Below are 17,555 nucleotides of genomic sequence, written 5' to 3' on the forward strand. Positions count from 1 at the left end.
GATTAAATGGAATATCAAGGGTATTATTTACATATATTACAATTTTTATTGTGAAAAGGAGAGAAATTCATGAAAAAAAAGATACTATTAATTGGAGTTTTTGTTGCTTTTTCTATAATAGCAATATCTTATTTTCTTTTGATGAATAATAACAAACAAGTGTCTATACAAGGAAGTAAATCAACAGCATTTAAGAATATTGGGGTTCTTTATATGAAACCAGGGATACTACGTGATAGTGAATTTATTTTTATAAAAGATCCCAAAGATAAAATTATTACAACAAAAATTAGTGGTACAGATTATTATTTTGAAAGCACTATAAAAAATAGCGATAAATTTGTTTTATCTTCCGTTACCAATAAGAATCGTGTTTTTATTGATACAAAAAATAAAATGGAATTAGCAAAAGAAAAAGAAAAATCTGGAGTGTCAGCAATTTATGAAGATAAGGACATAATAATAAAAGGTTTAAATGATGATTTAAAAGATTCCACTTTGATTATTAAAGGCACCAATATAGATCATCAGATTAGGTTAACAGGCTTTATTAAACAGATTGATTATGACAAATCGAAACATACAGCTTATGTTTTTAACGATTTTACTCATGAAAAGAAAAGTGTTCTCTATACTGTTGATGTTAATACAGGCGAATTAAAAGAATATGATTTCGGAATATTTGGTGCACCTCAAACTTTTATTAAAACTAATGATGAAATCATTTTTAGTTCTAAAGAAAAATTAAGTATTTTTAATAAAAATACTCTAAATACAAGATTTATTGATTTACCCTACTCTAGTACAGCTGGAATACATGCATATAAAGATAAATACTATGTAACTTTTGTTGAAGGATATATTGTAGAATATGATAAAAATTTTAATTTATTGAAAGAATATAGATATCCCAAATCTTCAAAAGTATTCAGAACTAAATTATCAGGAAATTATCTATATTCTTTATCACCAGGAAGTTTTACGAAAAACGGTGATAACATTTTATACGCTCATGATTTAAATGGAAATTTGAAAGAAAGTCATTTAACTTTGCCTGAAAAAAAGGCATTTTCTGTAGATTTCAAAATACTAAGTTCAAACAACCCTTAACCTATACAGAAGAATAAAAAATAAACATTATATAATAATCTCATATTTAATACATAATTATCGGGTTTTATAACTCAACGCGCTCTGCAAGGTTTTGAATTTGTTCTTTTGGAGCATTCATACAAGTACCTCCGTGATAACAAATGACTGATTCAATATCAAAATCTAAATATTTCTCTAAAGAAGTAAGAGCCTCATTCATGTTTAACGTTGTTCTCTCAACAGGTCCTTCTAATGAACCGTCTACACATATCATCGCATCGCCGGCAACAAGAGTTTTACCGTTCTTTACATAAAGACTTATATGCCCTGGAGTATGTCCAGGTGTATGAATCACTTGAATGCCTCCGCAATACGGAAGTTCATGTCTATCTTCTAAAGTCTGATTTATTTTACATTTCGGAGGATTCATATACAACAATTGCATTTCTTTCGGAAGGGATGCCCATGCTTCTTTGTTCATACGTTCAGGATCTGTTTTTATAAGTGGAAATTCCCCTTCAATATATGATTTATCAAGTTCGTGTGCATACACATTAATTTTATTAGTGGATGCATCTACTACTTCTGGAAGGCTTCCGATATGGTCAATATCTTGATGTGATACAATGACTGCCTTTAATTTTTCAAAAGGGACTCCTAGATCATTCATCGCAGTACGAATTGGTTCTAACTGACCAGGCATACCAGTATCGACCAAAACAGCCTCTTTATCATCCCAAATAAGTGTAGGATGTAAGATGAAACCTTGTATGTTTAATTCAAGTGCGGCAACTCCATTTGAAACCTTCATAAATTAAGCCCTCCTTAGTAGGTGTGTTTAAATTGTAGTTAACTACTACATATATTATTTACCATACCACAGAAAACTAAGTCAACAATAAATATTTAATTATAACATAAATTTATTTGTTTGTCAATATCTAAACTCAGTTATTATATACGAACAAATAGAAAGGAGGATTTCCATCCCTTATATAGAATAGGGAAATGGTATGTTCAGACAAGGAGATGTTCACATGAAGCTTATTAAAAATGTTAAAGGGATTGTTTTAGACTTAGATGGTACACTACTAAATTCACAAAAAGAAATATCTAATAGAAACTTAGAAGCTATCCTCGAATGTTATAGGCAAGGAATAACGATTATTTTTGCGACTGCAAGACCCCCGCGTTCAGTAAAGGAATTTCTTCCTCAGGAACTTCAAGAAATGGGGACGATTGTATATTACAACGGCGCTTTAATCATCGATTATACATCAAAGTACAGACAACATTATCCAATTTCATCAGCCATCGCTAATGAAATTATTGAATATGTAATTACTCATCATTCAGATGCTTGTCTTTCTATCGAATCTGAAGATACATGGTATAGCAACAAGACGATAGATTATAGTAAAACTATGAATGCAACTGTAAATCCAATTGTCGTTTCGTTAGATGATTTGAAAGAAATTAAGGCTTCAAAATTGTTAATTACACAATATCCATATTACGAGAAATTACAAAAACAATTTGAACATAAAGTAAACACTATATGTACCGACTCAGGAACTTTAATTCAAATTATGGCTAAAGGAGTTTCTAAGAAACAAGCTATAATGGATCTTTGCGTTCAAAGTCAATTATCTATGAGTGGCATAATGGCATTTGGTGATGATTGGAACGATCTAGAGCTTTTTCATGCGTGCGGTTTTCCTATCGCTATGGAAAATGCAATACACGAACTAAAAGAAGTGGCACATATTGTGACGAAATCTAATGATGAAGATGGTGTCGCGGAAGTGTTAGAGAAGCTAATTCATACGGTTAGTATTGGTTAAAAATGCAGTTGAAGAAGGGGATTAGCAAATGTGGAAAAGAGAATGGAACAAATAATAGAGTTTTTACGAATAATAGATGAGTTTAAATTAATTGAAAGAAAAACAAAAGTTTCTAATACTGATCGTCATGAAAATGATGCAGAACATACATGGCATATGTGTATGTTTGCTCTTTTATTGCATAAAGAAATAGGAGAGAACATTAACTTAGAACGATCATTAAAATTAATATTAATCCACGATCTTGGTGAAATATATGCTGGTGATACTTATGCACATGATTCTTCTGCTCGAATAAATAAGAAAGAACGAGAAGAGGAAGCAGTCCAAAAGTTATTTAATGATTTACCAGATGATTTAAAACTTGAACTTTACGAACTTTGGCATGAATACGAAGCAAATGAAACAAAGGAAGCGAGGTTTGTTCAGGCAATAGATAAAATGCAGGCATTTACACAAAATGTACATACGAATGGTGAGGTATGGCAGGAGAATCAGATAACACCTGAAAAAATTATTCAGTACAATGAGAATTGGACAAAACAAAATAAGGTATTTGAAGATTTGTTTGGTTACCTTTGGGAAGTTGTTGAGAGTAAAAAAATGTTTTATACAAAAAAAGAGGATTGAGTATTTCGAATCAAATCCTTCTTATATGCTCACTGATATATCGGTGATTCGACACAAGATAAAGACACTTCAACAATGCTCGACATTCTAAATGCACGAGTAGGAGCTGACATTAGTCTATTTTTGAGTCAGCTCCCTTATTTTTTAACACTATTTAAAACGCCTTAAAACAAGAAACTCCCACCATTTCCACGGCAGTACATTCTTTAATAAAATCATTAACTTTACCCCTTTTCCAACTGGATAACGTAAAGTTGGATGTTGCGATTCTGCAATACTTACTATTTTCTCAGCAACATCTTGCGGATCTCCAAAACTCTCACTCCCGTTATGAATATGTTGTTCAATTTTCTTCATGTATTCTTTGTAAGGAGACTCAGATTCAGAGGTAGATTCCGCAAGTTTTTGTCCGATTTCCCAAATGTTTGTGTTATATGATCCTGGTTCAATTAATGAAACATCGATCCCAAATGGTTTTACTTCTAGACGAAGAGATTCACTCCAGCCTTCAATGGCATATTTAGATGCAACGTAAGGAGAGAGGCCGGGGAACCCCATTTTTCCGCTTATACTACTAACATTAATGATTTTTCCATATTTTTGTTTTCTCATAACTGGAAGAACAGCTTGCGTTACTGCGATGGCTCCAAATACGTTTGTCTCAAATTGGTTACGATACTCTTCAATTGGGATTTCCTCAACAAAACCACCGCTTGCATAGCCAGCATTATTAATAAGTATATCTACCCGTCCAAGATTATTGATAAAAGATGTAAAATTCTCAATTGACTTTTGGGAAGTTACATCAAGCTGATGGATTATTATATTACGCTCTAAGTGTAACGATGCTGCCTTTTCAAGTAATTTTGTTTGCTTTTTAATATTTCGCATTGTAGCGATGATAAGATATCCTTTTTTAGCAAACTCTAATGATGTAAGAAGCCCAAATCCGCTTGATGAGCCTGTAATAATCGCGATTTTTTCTGTCATTTGTTTCTCACTTTCTATTGAAATTCAGTTTGATATCATCATATCGAAAGAAGGAAGGGGAATTCAATAGAATATTTACATAGACATATATAAATACAAATTGAAAAAATGACATAAAAACCACTTTTTTAGGGGATATTCTTTTTATATGTCAGAATATGCGCTTACCAGGGAAATAATACTAATATGTTTTTATTACCTAAAATACTCTAAAGAATAAAGATAAACTATATATCATGAATACAACCCGCCCATATACATTTCTGTTAATGTATGTACGATTTCTTCGAGAGAAAATTCCCGTTCCTTTCGTACAATTTCCCATAAAAACATTTCATTCGCAAAGAACCAACTTCTTGCTACTAATAAACAATTCAAATCTTTTCGTGCTAAACCGCTGTTTTGTGAATATGTAATGTCTTGAACAATTCGTTCAATAAATCGTTCTCGAATAGCATCCCATCTGTTCCGAACTTCTTTAGAAGTACCGATTGCTTCTTCAACAACTTGTAATAGTTGTCTTTCCGTTTCTGCCATTTGTAAAAATGCATGAACTTGTTTTTGAATCATACTATGAGCTTCATTCCTTGTTATTGGATGAAAGATACGTTCTGCTATTGTATAAAACTGGTTCATCACATCATCCATTAAGACAATGAGTAAGTCATCCTTATTTTTAAAGTATACGTAAGCAGTTCCATATCCTGTTTCTGCTTTTTTTATGATTTGGGAAATTGTTGTTTTGTGAAAGCCGTATTCTATAAATACTTCACGCCCAGCTAATAATAATTTCTTTTTTGTTTCTAGCGAACGGCGTTGTCTTGCCGAAATAGGATCTTTAGTCATATGTACCACACCTTCATACCGAAATATCAGAAAAATCAACTTAATTGTAGGGGAAACAGTAATATACTGTCAACTGACATAATGTCATTGACGCTATGTCAATTTTGATGATATATTTTTTATTAATTAGAATTAAAAGAAAATTCAAGAGAAGGTGATAGAATGTACACAAAACCATTTGAACCATCTTATGAGTATGCTCGCCAATGTGATCAATACGATGAGCTTGCATCATTTCAACATGAATTTTATAAAAAAGAAGGAACCATTTATTTAGATGGAAACTCACTTGGGCTTTTATCTAAACGAGCTGAGCACTCTGTATTAACATTACTTGATTCATGGAAACAGTTCGGTATTGATGGCTGGACAGAAGGGCAGCATCCTTGGTATTTCTTATCTGAGCAATTAGGAGAATTAAGTGCTCCTCTTATTGGTGCCACGCCCGAAGAAGTAATTATAACCGGTTCCACGACAACAAATTTACATCAAGTTGTTGCTACGTTTTACAAACCGAAAGAAGGAAAAACAAAAATCCTTGCCGATGAGTTAACATTTCCATCGGATATTTATGCTTTGCAAAGCCAAATTCGTTTAAAAGGATTGGACCCTGCCGAGCATCTCGTTCAAGTAAAAAGCAGGGATGGAAGAACGTTAAATGAAGAAGATATTATTGCCGCAATGACAGAAGATATTGCACTCATTGTACTTCCAGCTGTGTTATATCGAAGTGGACAAATTTTAAATATGAAATTGCTTACGGAAGAAGCGCATAAACGCGAAATTCATATCGGCTTTGATCTTTGCCATTCAATCGGTTCCATCCCGCACCATTTTCAAGAATGGGACGTTGATTTTGCAGTTTGGTGTAATTATAAATATTTAAATGCTGGGCCAGGCGGTGTAGGAGGCTTGTATGTAAATAAAAAACATTTCAATCGTTTACCCGGATTAGCCGGATGGTTTGGCTCTCGAAAGGATAAACAGTTTGACATGGAGCACGAACTTGCACCAGCTGAGCATGCCGGTGCTTATCAAATTGGAACACCGCACGTATTAAGTGTTGCACCGCTAATTGGTTCTTTAGAGATTTTTAAAGAAGCGGGCATTGATCGACTACGACAAAAGTCACTGCATATTACACGTTATATGATAAACCTTATACAACACGAATTAACAGATATGAGCTTTACACTTGGTAATCCGTTAGAGGATGAAATACGAGGCGGACATATTTATTTAGAACATAAAGAAGCGGCGCGGATTTGCAGGGCATTAAAGGCTAATGGAATTGTTCCTGATTTTCGCGCTCCAAACGGCATTCGTTTAGCTCCTGTCGCTTTATACAATACGTATGAAGAAGTGTGGAACGCTGTCCGAATTTTAAAAAAGATTATGGTAGAAGAGGAGTATAAACAATTTGAAAATAAACGAGAGGTTGTGGCATAAAGATGAAAGAAAACAAGTGGATTGATATTTCTCAACCTCTAAACAATAATATTGCCACTTGGCCTGGCGATACACCTTTTTCCTATGAAGTTTCATGGACAAAAGAGAAAAGCGGATCGGTTAATGTTGGTAAAATTTCGATGAGTATTCATACCGGTACACATATTGATGCACCGTTTCACTTCGATAATGATGGTAAAAAAGTAAGTGATCTTGATATTAACATCTACATCGGTCCTGCTCGAATTATAGATGTAACAGGTCATGAAAGCATCGGAGCAAAAGAACTTGAAAATTATGATTTAGAAGGGGTAAGTAGATTATTATTACGCACCTCATCAAAAACAAATCCGTATGTATTTCCTGAAACGATTCCGTATTTACGTGCGGATCTTGCACAATACCTTTATGAAAAGGGAGTACGTTTAATTGGTGTTGATGTTCCGTCTGTGGACCCACTTGATGATAAAGAGCTTGCAGCACACCATGAGTTATTTAGACACGGGATTCATATTTTAGAAAATATTGTTTTAGAAAGTGTACGAGACGGAGACTACGAATTGATTGCTCTGCCGCTTTCGTTAACAGATGCAGACGGTAGTCCAGTGCGTGCTGTATTAAAACCATTATAAAAATAAATATATACTGCATAGAGAGGATGTACACATATGACTGATAATGAAAAAGTGATAATGGAAAAAGGGATTCATACAGATTTTCGTAACAACATGACATACGGAGAGTACTTACAACTAGACAGTTTACTTTCGAGTCAAAAGCGACTGTCCAATCATCACGACGAAATGTTGTTCATCGTGATTCATCAGGCAAGTGAACTTTGGATGAAATTAATTTTGCATGAGTTAGAAGCAGCTATTGAGTCCATTCAAAACGGAGAGCTTGCACCTGCTTTTAAGATGCTTGCGCGCGTTTCAAAAATTCAATCGCAAATTATTCAGTCATGGGATATTTTGGCAACGCTTACACCTGCAGAATATATTGAATTCCGCGATTCACTTGGTCAATCATCTGGATTTCAATCTTACCAATATCGGATGATTGAATTTGCGCTCGGTTATAAAACACCACATATTCTTAAAATCTATGAAAAAGATGAAGAATTATATACTCGTCTACATAAGGCGCTTCACACACCGAGTTTATATGACGTTGCCATTCAAACACTTGCTAAAGAAGGATTCCCAATCAATCCGAGTGTACTTCAACGTGATATCACACAACCATATGAAGCAGATGGAACAGTAGAAGCAGCGTGGTTAGAAGTTTACTCAAATGTGCAAAAATACTGGGATTTATATCAATTAGCTGAGAAGCTAATCGATATAGAAGATTGGCTGCAGCAGTGGCGTTTCCGTCATATGAAAACGGTAGAACGTATTATTGGTCATAAAATGGGAACTGGCGGTTCTTCAGGCGTTTCGTATTTAAAACGCGTGCTTGATCAATCGTTTTTCCCAGAGCTTTGGGCTGTTCGGACAAAATTATAAACGATTTAACTATAAGGATAAAAGTTTTTTCTATAAGAAAGCTTTTATCCTTATTTGTATATTTTTAAAATAAAATGATGCGTAATACACAAAATGTCTTTAAAAATGCACTCATAACATATCGTCACTTATTAGCAATCAATAGACATAGAAACCTAACAAAATCGTTCAATTATTGTAGCAAAACAGTCATTTTTACTTTAAAATTTTAAGTTGATGGGCATGTGGCGGTAGCCTAGAAAAAATCTACTCTTTTTTGTTTCTCATTATAAATTTCGTTATAATAAGTCAAATTAGCGCTAATTAATCATGGAGGAGTTTAAATTGAACTTACCAGAATTAGAACATACATTGAAAAAGAAGAAAGTAAATGCTTTTCTCGTCTATCAAAAAGGCGAAATCGTTACTGAGTATTATAAAACAGACAATTGTGCACAAAATGTTTATAAAATTAATTCGATAACGAAAAGTATTATCTCTATTCTAATTGGCATTGCACTTGAAAAAGGATATATCCATAGTATTCATACACCTATTGTAGAGTGGATTCCTAATATGCCAAAAGAAAAACAGCTATTAACAATGTATCATTTATTAACGATGACAACGGGAGAAGACTGGATAGAGTTTGGTGACGGTGTTATTTTCCCAAATGATTTTGTAGAATCAAAAAACTGGATTGACTATATTGTTAATAAACCAATTATTGAACAACCAGGGACTAAAATGAATTATAATTCTGGTTCTTCACATGTATTAAGTTACATTTTGCAACTTGTAACAGGGACGACAACCGCGGCGTTTGCTGAGAAATACTTATTTGAACCGTTGCACATTACGAATTATGAGTGGCAACAAGATCCACAAGGAATTTTTGTGGGTGGTTTTGGTATGAAAATGAACCCAAGGGACATGCTGAAAATCGGTCAATTCTGTCTGCAAACCGGCTATTGGAATGGAAAGCAACTCGTTTCTTCAAACTGGATTGAACAATCGCATCAAAACCGATTTATTACATATAAACATATTGGAGCATACGGATATCATTGGTGGGTCCTAGATAGAGATACATGCAATGTACCATATCATACATATTTTGCGATGGGGTACGGCGGACAGTATATTTTAATTGTGCCTCAATTAGAACTCACCGCAGTTATTACAAGTCAAATGCCTAAACGAGGATTAGTGCCTCTCAAACTGTTCGTGAAATATTTACAAGAAGTGTACTGAAAAAGAGAGGTTTTGTTTCGTAAATCCACCAAACTTCTTACTAAATTTGTCATATACAATTTTAAAACCAGTATTTACAAACTTTCGCAATGGAATAGAGTTGCCTCGCCTTGAAAAAAGCTTCTTCTTTTGGCACTGCGTGTTGTTTTTATCTTGGAGTTTCTTTGAAAGAAATGTTAATAAATTTTTCCGTTTTTGTTTCAAACTCAACATCAACAAATACTCCAAATTCTTTTCCGCTCTTGTCACGCAACCATAACTTAAATTTTTCAACTGATACATTTCCTGTTTTCGGCCTTCTTCCAATATGAAGGTAATCGATAATATCAGCTTGCGGATATTTTTCTTTTGTCATTTGCACCGCGATCTTTCCCCATTTCGCATATGGAGGCTGTGCATGAACAGCGGAGAAAGGTTTATAAATAAATAATATAATTGCAGCAAGGCTGATACATATAATTAAACGAGTATATAACCGTGTCATCTTAAAGCTCCTTTATAGCATTTTTTATAGTGTTTACACTTAGGCATATTCATATGAATGTGTCTTTTTTTGTCTTCATTACATAAAACCGTATGATTTACAAAAAATAACCTCGAATTCATCGTCATATTCAAGGAGGTTGAGCTATGCGTTGGAAAGCTTTCTTCAAAGTGCCGCTTCTACTCATTATTGCGGCGATTACTTTGTTGGTAAGTAGTGTTCATGAGAAAGAGGTAGGGGCTTTTTCAAATCAAATTATCCAAAAAGGAGCTTCTGGAGAAGATGTAATCGAGCTACAATCAAGACTCAAATACATTGGGTTTTACAATGGAAAAGTAGATGGTGTCTTTGGATGGGGTACATATTGGGCGCTTCGAAATTTCCAACAAAAATTCGGTTTAAAAGTTGATGGACTTGCTGGTGCAACGACAAAACAAAAACTTGTTAAAGCTACCAAATATGAAAAGCAACCAAGTAACACAGCGAACAACCAAAATAATAAACCGGCACAAAATAAAGGCACCAATGTTCCGAATGGATACTCGCAAAATGACATTAAAATTTTAGCAAACGCTGTATACGGAGAATCGCGCGGTGAACCTTATATCGGACAAGTTGCTGTTGCAGCTGTTATTTTAAATCGCGTTAGCAGTGCATCTTTTCCAAATACAGTCGCTGGAGTGATTTACGAGCCACGTGCCTTTACTGCTGTTGCTGACGGTCAGATTAATTTAACACCAAATGAAACAGCAAAAAAAGCTGTGCTTGATGCGATTAACGGATGGGATCCATCTGGAGGAGCGCTGTATTACTTTAATCCGGATACAGCAACAAGTAAATGGATTTGGAGCCGCCCGCAAATTAAGAAAATTGGAAGACACATTTTTTGTCAATAGTTAGGAGGTGGATGAGTTATGTTTAGAGGTTTACTTATTGTTTTATTAACAATTGGAGTTGTAGGTACAGGATATTGGGGGTATAAAGAGCACCAAGAGAAAAATGCGGTATTAATTCACGCTGAAAATAACTACCAGCGAGCTTTCCATGATTTAGCTTATCAAGTCGATTTATTACATGACAAAATAGGCACAACATTAGCAATGAATTCACGCACATCGTTATCACCTGCATTAGCTGATGTATGGCGTATTACATCGCAAGCACATTCTGATATTGGTCAATTACCACTTACGTTACTGCCGTTTAATAAAACACAAGAATTTCTATCAAATATCGGAGAATTTAGCTACCGTACAGCGATACGTGATTTAGAAAAAGAACCACTGAATGACGAGGAATATAAAACACTCGAGCAACTATATGGTAATGCTGCAAATATTCAAGATGAACTGCGTAAAGTACAGCACCTTGCCTTAAAAAACAATTTACGTTGGATGGATGTTGAACTGGCGCTTGCTTCTGATAAGAATCCAGCCGATAACACGATTATAGACGGATTTAAAACAGTAGAAAAAAACAGTAACTCTTATTCACAAAGCCCTTTTGGACCAACGTTTACAAGTTTACAGACAGAAAAAAAGGGTGAAACACACATATCCGGTCCAAACATTTCAAAAGAACAAGCAATAAATATTGCTAAGTCTTTCCTTAGCTTAAAGGGATCTGAAACGATTTCTGCGGAAAAAAGCGGAAAAGGAGCAAAAGAGAAATTTTATAGCATTACAGTAAAAGATCCTAAGACAAATAGTGAAACGAATATGGACATTACTGAAAAAGGCGGATATCCAATTTGGGTTATGAACAATCGCGAAGTAAAAGAACAAAAAATTAGTTTAAATGATGCAGGAGAAAAGGGACTTTCCTTTTTAAAACAAAATAAATTCAAAAATATGGAGTTATATGAAAGTTCCCAATACGACTCTATCGGTGTTTTCACATTCGTAACGAATCGGGACAAGGTGCGTATATATCCTGAATCCATTCAAATGAAAATTGCGCTTGATGATGGTTCAATTGTTGGCTTCTCTGCCAAAGATTATTTAGCTTCTCGTAAAGATATAAAAATTTCAAAACCAACACTATCGGTTTCAGATGCACGAAAGAAAATTAATCCTAATTTAAAAGTTATGGAAGAGCGTGAAGCAATCATTGTAAATGACTTGCATAAAGAAGTACTATGTTATGAATTTTTAGGAACGCTTGGGAAAGACACCTATCAAATCTTTATTAATGCCAATAGTGGTACTGAAGAAAAAGTGAAAAAATTACAAAGTGTAGAACAAATTTATGATTAACGAATAGGAGTGACACCTTTGAGGAAAACCATTTACTTTTGTATCTGTTTGCTTCTATTAGCAAGTTGCAGTACAAAAAAGAATGATAACACAGCAAATCCAAAACCAACTTCAAATACAAAACAATATACAACAAAAAACGTAACATATAAAGAAAATACACGTAAATCAGAAGAAACAAAAGCTGATCATCTTGCCAACATTGCTTCTAATATACCTGGTGTAAGAGATGCAACGGCTGTTGTCCTTGGTAAGTATTCCATTGTTGGTATTGATGTCGGTGCTAAATTAGATCGTACAAGAGTAGAAACAATCAAATACTCCGTTGCGGAGAGCTTAAAACACGATCCACAAGGTTCAAACGCGGTTGTAGTGGCCGATTTAGATACGTACGAGCGTTTAAAACAAATTGGAAAACGGATTAAAGAAGGAAAAGCTGGCGAAGGAATTCTTGATGAACTAGCTGCTATCGTAGGGCGCGCGATGCCACAAGTACCAAATGATTTATTAGAAAACAAACAGAGCAATCCAGTTAAAGAAAACAATCAACAATTACCAAAAGATGAACAAAATGAATTAAAACAAGAACAAGTTGACCAATCGAATCAACAATTAAAGAAATAAACTAATCCCCGTGTTATGTAGCACGGGGATTAGTTTATCATTTTTGAGTCTGAAAATTTCATTTATTCATAAAAATATTGTATAATTTTGTATGGAAGGAAACATATGTTTTTAAAATTGGAGGAATATACGTTATGCAAGTGAATCCATCTATTCAACTCGTTCCATATACAGAGGAATATAAAGAAGCTTTACAAACCTACACTTTACCAGAAGAACAAGTGCAATTTACTGCTCATCCAACGGAACTTTTAGATTATGCAAAGCAGGACACAACTCGAAATCCTATTGTTATTTTAGCTGATGAAAAGCCAGTTGGTATTTTTTCATTGCAATCAGGAAGTCGTGTGCAAGAATATACAACCAAAGAAAATTCTTTATTACTCACTTCATTTTCAATCAACTACACTGAACAAGGAAACGGATATGCAAAACGGGCACTGCAACTGCTACCCAACTATGTAGGTTTATATTTTCCCAACATAGAAGAAGTTGTGTTGGCAGTCAATGAAAGAAATATTCCTGCGCAAAAATTATATATAACAGTTGGATTTGAAGATCGAGGACATCGTAGAATAGGACCGATTGGACCGCAACTTGTTTTATATTTGTCTTTTAAAAAATAAACATTAATAAGTTAGCGGAGGAAAATATGCGAATCAAATTAATACTTGCTGGATATGGCACCGTTGGAAAAGAATTTGTAAAACTCATTCATGAAAAAGCATCATTTATTCATGAAGAGTTCGGCATAGAATTACTTCTTGTTGGAATTATTGGACGTGATGTGAAGTTATATCATTCAGAGGGGCTTTGCGCTGATACTTTACTGACACTAGGTGATGGATCAGTAGCTTTACATCGATACATGGAACTACATCCAGTTCATGATAAAAACATGCAGGGGCATATTTTTATCGAGTCTACTCCAACTAATCTTCAAAATGGAGAACCTGGAAAGGAATATATATTAAAAGCTATAAAAAAAGAAATGAATATTGTCGCTATTTCGAAAGGGGCACTTGTGACATCATGGAAAGAGATAAACGAAGCGGCAAAACTCGCAAATGTACGCATTCGCTATAGCGGTGCAACAGCTGCAGCACTGCCTACACTTGATATGGGGCAATTTAGCTTAGCGGGATGCAAAATTGAGCGCATTGAAGGCGTTTTAAACGGGACAACAAATTATATATTAACGAAAATGCATGAGGATAATACAACGTTTGAAGAAGCATTACAGCATGCACAGAAAAAAGGAATTGCTGAAACAAACCCTTTATTAGATGTGAGCGGAATGGATAGTGCTTGTAAATTATTGCTACTATCAAATAGTTTACTGCATACAGAATATACCCTTGAAGATATCAGTATTAAAGGAATAGACAATCTATCAAAACAAGATATACAAGAAGCAAAGCAACATGGAAAACAAATCAAACTACTAGCAAGAGCATATATAATTGATAACGGAGGAGTACGTCTTGAAGTACAACCATATGGAGTAGATCCAAACCATTCATTAGCAGCCGTTACGGGAACCGAAAAAGGAATTACTTTTTACACAGACACGATGGGAGAAGTTTCTTCTATTGGCGGAGCTTCCAATCCAAGAGGAGCGGCAGCCGCAGCGTTAAAAGATGTGATCAATTTGTACCGAAAAGATATGATATAGCCTTACATATGACTATGTAAAAAATCCCGCTTATTGAGAATGAGCGGGATTTGTCATTTCCTAGTATAAAAGTAATAATCTATTGTCAATTATCATTATGTTTTTTGTTTACTTTTTAGCATAAATAGGATTAAGATGTTTTGTAAGCATGTTATTGTTTAGCTGATTATTCATATACAAAATAGAAAAATACCATTATGCTATAGAGGTTAGAAAACTGAAAGGGATTGAGAATTGTGAGAAAACTTGATGTACTGTTAATGGTGCTCAGCGCCCTGTTCCCAGTTACAGGTTTAATGAAACAAATGCCACTCCAATTATCATTATATATAGGTGGATTATTGTTTTTAACTAGTTTTGGGAGCTATCATGCTAAACGAATGCATTCACGAATATTTAGTTGGATAGCATACGCAGCATTTATCACACTCTTAATGTCAATTTGGAATCAATACATAACAGTCGATTCTTTAATTGCAAACGCAAAAATTGCTGCATGTATTGCTGTCATCCCGTTTTTATTCCGATTCCGTACATATGCGATTACACTAGGACTGCTTGCATTATGGGGCGTAATGCTTTGGGATGTAAAGCAAATTCAATCACTAGCAGTTCTTCAGCGAATGATGAACCTACTTACAACAGAACGGTTGTATTTAGTCATTTTAGTGGCAGGTTTCTTACTTGGCGGACTGCTTGCCAACGCGCTGCACCGTGATAATGGAAAGCAAGAAAAAACAAGCACGTTTAAACAAAAGAAGAAAATGAGACCTACATTTAAAATTCGCATTCCGAGTTTACCGAAATTAAAATTTAAAATGCTAAAGTTCGGTAAAAAATCTTCTAAACAGAGAGACACTCGCACGTATGAACGAAATCATCAAGAAGCAGCACCAACTTATCATACAGCGCCAACAGAACAACATAATGATGTTGGAACAGTGCAAGGACAAACGAGAATGGAACGAAGAAGAAATCGTTATAATGCATAAAAAAATTTTGCACAAAGAGAAAAACCCGTAATACCCTGCATACAATCTCAGGGTATTTTCGGGTTTTTCTCTTTATAATTACATATTAAATCCGAACAAGAAAAAGTGAGCTTTTTTGTTTGAAAATATCCATTGTTCAATCGAGGGGAATATTTTATAGTTAAATATATAGAGAAAATTAACAATGGGAGGTTTCGACAGTTTCAAAAAAATTTTTAAAAGGTGAATCAATTTCATAATTGTTTTTCTTCGGAGGCAAGATCTTCAGAATTTTAGTTTTAAATTTTTAAAAATGTTACGCAGCTATATTCATTTTCTTCATCTGTTGATTCATGCGGTCTGTTGCGAGTTTTGATGCATTATAAACAAGCGTTCCCAAGTCAAAATGAACTTTAGCTCGCTTTCCGCTTCGATATCGGACATTTTTTAACTGAAAGAATTCTTTGAGATACGCATTTACTCGTTCTACCGCGGTTCTTTGGTTATAGCGTTGTTTCCATGCTTCTGAACCACGCCCTAGGGCACTGTATTTGCGAATATCGCTTTCCATCTTGATTTTATAGACCTTTTGACAAAGAGAATCGTGGGCAAGCGGACATGTTTGACATTCCTTTGGACGCGTGTATTTCAACGTCTCATACTTCTCATCGAAACTGTCATACCGATACGAGTGCTCTCGTACACAAGTAGGAGCGAAGTGCTCATCAAACCCAAGGAACTCTCCTTCGTTTCGCTTATTATAGGCAATGATAGCTTTGGTTTTCATTCGATGGAGTTGTGTATAAATCGCTTCATCATCGTAACCCGCATCCATTACGCCATATCGAATGGTCAACGAAGAAAACCGCTCTTGGATGCCTTTGAGTAAAGGAATCGCGGCTTTCCCATCATTCAAACTAGCGGAGGACATGAGGGATTGTAAGATATATTGACTCTTCGCTCCCACAGCTAAATGAGCTTTAAAGCCAAACCAAAAGGTGTTTTTTCCTTCACTATTTTTCTTGATGCCCCAATTTGGGCGTAAAGAGATTTCTGTCCGTAAGGTTTCCAAACTGATATTTAGTTGATCTTCTATTGTTTTTTCATAGATGTTTTTTGATTTTCTCGCTCTTCTTTTTCTTGTTGAAAGGCTTCTTGTTCTGCCTTTGTTTTACGACCACGCTTTTTGGGTTCTGGTTTTGGTTTCTTTTCTTGCGGAGTCGCTCGGTCTCTGGACTCAAAGTGTGTCGCATCAATAGAGACGACATCATCTGTAATAAACTTTTCTTGAATCGCTTGAAGAAACAAGGTTTCTTGAACAGTTTCTAGCACATTTGACTCACTTAATTTCTGGGTAAAACGGGAAAAAGAAGCTTCGGAAGGGATGCGATCAGAAAATAAAAAACCGCACTTCAGATGAAACATAAAATCATGTCGTAACCGTTTCACAAGATCTTTAATCGTCGGGATTCGTTCCACAATATAAGCAACGAGGGCATAGATCATCGCGGCGGAATTATTAGGTATAGACAAACAAACGGTACGTTCTTGGTCTAACAAAGGATTATTAGAAACAATCATCACTCCCAGTGGACATCGATTATATGATATAGATGCAAAACAGTATAATCATTGTTGAATATAAAGATCGTTTGGCACGTTTTGGTTATCAATATTTAGAAAAATATATAAAAAATTATAATGGTAAAATAGAAATCGTCGAAGAAAAAGAAATAAACGATGAACAAGAACTTGTAGAAGATTTGATTGCGATTACGACTTCTTTTTCAGCCCGTATTTATGGGAAACGTGAAGGGAAAAAAGTAAGTAAAGAGATTGAAAATATATGAACGAAAGGAGAGGAATAGATGAAAACAACACGTTCTTGTAAAATCAAAACCATCACAGGAGAACAAAGGGAACAACTTCTTGATTTGATTCGTACATTTGAAAG

19 protein-coding genes and 1 pseudogene are annotated in these 17,555 nt (G+C 34.7%); 15 read left to right on the plus strand and 5 right to left on the minus strand.

Annotation, left to right across the window (positions count from 1 at the left end):
- The first annotated feature begins 69 nt into the window (after nucleotides 1-69).
- Complete coding sequence (locus tag H280_RS0121220) at nucleotides 70-1,110, plus strand: hypothetical protein (protein ID WP_020063125.1); 1,041 nt, start codon at nucleotides 70-72, stop codon at nucleotides 1,108-1,110.
- Nucleotides 1,111-1,177: 67 nt separating this feature from the next.
- On the opposite strand, the gene H280_RS0121225 is transcribed toward H280_RS0121220, so the two are convergent.
- Nucleotides 1,178-1,903: an MBL fold metallo-hydrolase gene (locus tag H280_RS0121225; protein ID WP_020063126.1), complete on the minus strand. Its 726-nt coding sequence runs from the start codon at nucleotides 1,901-1,903 to the stop codon at nucleotides 1,178-1,180.
- A gap of 226 nt (nucleotides 1,904-2,129) precedes the next feature.
- Between H280_RS0121225 and H280_RS0121230 the strand changes: the two genes are divergently transcribed.
- Nucleotides 2,130-2,936 carry a Cof-type HAD-IIB family hydrolase gene (locus tag H280_RS0121230; protein WP_020063127.1) on the plus strand — a complete coding sequence of 269 codons (807 nt, stop codon included), beginning with the start codon at nucleotides 2,130-2,132 and terminating at the stop codon, nucleotides 2,934-2,936.
- A 42-nt stretch (nucleotides 2,937-2,978) separates the two neighbouring features.
- Nucleotides 2,979-3,566 (plus strand): HD domain-containing protein, encoded by a 588-nt coding sequence (locus tag H280_RS24120; RefSeq protein ID WP_034304053.1) that lies wholly within the window; start codon nucleotides 2,979-2,981, stop codon nucleotides 3,564-3,566.
- 150 nt (nucleotides 3,567-3,716) lie between these two features.
- Here H280_RS24120 and H280_RS0121240 read toward each other — a convergent pair whose 3' ends face one another.
- Both H280_RS0121240 and H280_RS0121245 read right to left on the minus strand, forming a co-directional pair.
- The gene (locus tag H280_RS0121240; RefSeq protein ID WP_020063129.1) at nucleotides 3,717-4,556 is read right to left on the minus strand and encodes an oxidoreductase; all 840 of its coding nucleotides are present in this window, start codon (nucleotides 4,554-4,556) and stop codon (nucleotides 3,717-3,719) included.
- A 234-nt stretch (nucleotides 4,557-4,790) separates the two neighbouring features.
- The gene (locus tag H280_RS0121245; RefSeq protein WP_020063130.1) at nucleotides 4,791-5,402 is read right to left on the minus strand and encodes a TetR/AcrR family transcriptional regulator; all 612 of its coding nucleotides are present in this window, start codon (nucleotides 5,400-5,402) and stop codon (nucleotides 4,791-4,793) included.
- 162 nt (nucleotides 5,403-5,564) lie between these two features.
- Here H280_RS0121245 and kynU point away from each other — a divergent pair, with 162 nt between their 5' ends.
- From kynU to H280_RS0121265, 4 genes are all read left to right on the plus strand, one after another.
- Nucleotides 5,565-6,851, plus strand: coding sequence for a kynureninase (gene kynU / locus H280_RS0121250; protein WP_020063131.1), 1,287 nt, complete (start codon nucleotides 5,565-5,567; stop codon nucleotides 6,849-6,851).
- Between the two features lie 2 nt (nucleotides 6,852-6,853).
- A complete protein-coding gene (gene kynB, locus H280_RS0121255; protein ID WP_020063132.1) occupies nucleotides 6,854-7,483 on the plus strand; it encodes an arylformamidase in 630 nt (209 codons plus the stop codon).
- 36 nt (nucleotides 7,484-7,519) lie between these two features.
- The gene (kynA, locus tag H280_RS0121260) at nucleotides 7,520-8,359 is read left to right on the plus strand and encodes a tryptophan 2,3-dioxygenase (protein ID WP_020063133.1); all 840 of its coding nucleotides are present in this window, start codon (nucleotides 7,520-7,522) and stop codon (nucleotides 8,357-8,359) included.
- Between the two features lie 309 nt (nucleotides 8,360-8,668).
- A complete protein-coding gene (locus H280_RS0121265) occupies nucleotides 8,669-9,592 on the plus strand; it encodes a serine hydrolase domain-containing protein (RefSeq protein WP_442852838.1) in 924 nt (307 codons plus the stop codon).
- A 148-nt stretch (nucleotides 9,593-9,740) separates the two neighbouring features.
- Here H280_RS0121265 and H280_RS0121270 read toward each other — a convergent pair whose 3' ends face one another.
- The gene (locus H280_RS0121270; RefSeq protein WP_020063135.1) at nucleotides 9,741-10,076 is read right to left on the minus strand and encodes a YqzG/YhdC family protein; all 336 of its coding nucleotides are present in this window, start codon (nucleotides 10,074-10,076) and stop codon (nucleotides 9,741-9,743) included.
- A 146-nt stretch (nucleotides 10,077-10,222) separates the two neighbouring features.
- Between H280_RS0121270 and sleB the strand changes: the two genes are divergently transcribed.
- From sleB to H280_RS0121300, 6 genes are all read left to right on the plus strand, one after another.
- Nucleotides 10,223-10,972: a spore cortex-lytic enzyme gene (gene sleB / locus H280_RS0121275; protein ID WP_020063136.1), complete on the plus strand. Its 750-nt coding sequence runs from the start codon at nucleotides 10,223-10,225 to the stop codon at nucleotides 10,970-10,972.
- A gap of 18 nt (nucleotides 10,973-10,990) precedes the next feature.
- Nucleotides 10,991-12,331, plus strand: a complete 1,341-nt coding sequence (gene ypeB / locus H280_RS0121280; RefSeq protein ID WP_020063137.1) for a germination protein YpeB — start codon at nucleotides 10,991-10,993, stop codon at nucleotides 12,329-12,331.
- Nucleotides 12,332-12,349: 18 nt separating this feature from the next.
- The gene (locus H280_RS0121285; protein ID WP_020063138.1) at nucleotides 12,350-12,955 is read left to right on the plus strand and encodes a YhcN/YlaJ family sporulation lipoprotein; all 606 of its coding nucleotides are present in this window, start codon (nucleotides 12,350-12,352) and stop codon (nucleotides 12,953-12,955) included.
- A 134-nt stretch (nucleotides 12,956-13,089) separates the two neighbouring features.
- Entirely contained in the window at nucleotides 13,090-13,581 is a 492-nt protein-coding gene (locus H280_RS0121290; protein WP_020063139.1) for a GNAT family N-acetyltransferase, read from the plus strand.
- A 26-nt stretch (nucleotides 13,582-13,607) separates the two neighbouring features.
- Nucleotides 13,608-14,630 carry a homoserine dehydrogenase gene (locus H280_RS0121295; RefSeq protein WP_020063140.1) on the plus strand — a complete coding sequence of 341 codons (1,023 nt, stop codon included), beginning with the start codon at nucleotides 13,608-13,610 and terminating at the stop codon, nucleotides 14,628-14,630.
- Nucleotides 14,631-14,866: 236 nt separating this feature from the next.
- Nucleotides 14,867-15,622, plus strand: a complete 756-nt coding sequence (locus H280_RS0121300) for a DUF3959 family protein (RefSeq protein WP_020063141.1) — start codon at nucleotides 14,867-14,869, stop codon at nucleotides 15,620-15,622.
- A gap of 295 nt (nucleotides 15,623-15,917) precedes the next feature.
- On the opposite strand, the pseudogene H280_RS26655 reads toward H280_RS0121300, so the two are convergent.
- Nucleotides 15,918-17,119: pseudogene (locus H280_RS26655) on the minus strand (transposase); the annotation flags it as partial.
- A gap of 7 nt (nucleotides 17,120-17,126) precedes the next feature.
- On the opposite strand from H280_RS26655, the gene H280_RS27060 reads away from it, so the two are divergent.
- Both H280_RS27060 and H280_RS0121310 read left to right on the plus strand, forming a co-directional pair.
- Complete coding sequence (locus H280_RS27060; protein WP_442852839.1) at nucleotides 17,127-17,240, plus strand: hypothetical protein; 114 nt, start codon at nucleotides 17,127-17,129, stop codon at nucleotides 17,238-17,240.
- The gene (locus H280_RS0121310; protein ID WP_020063142.1) at nucleotides 17,215-17,451 is read left to right on the plus strand and encodes a recombinase family protein; all 237 of its coding nucleotides are present in this window, start codon (nucleotides 17,215-17,217) and stop codon (nucleotides 17,449-17,451) included. The genes H280_RS27060 and H280_RS0121310 overlap by 26 nt, the downstream gene beginning before the upstream one ends.
- Nucleotides 17,452-17,555 lie beyond the last annotated feature (104 nt).

Source organism: Bacillus sp. 123MFChir2 (assembly GCF_000383235.1).
GTDB lineage: Bacteria > Bacillota > Bacilli > Bacillales > Bacillaceae_G > Bacillus_A.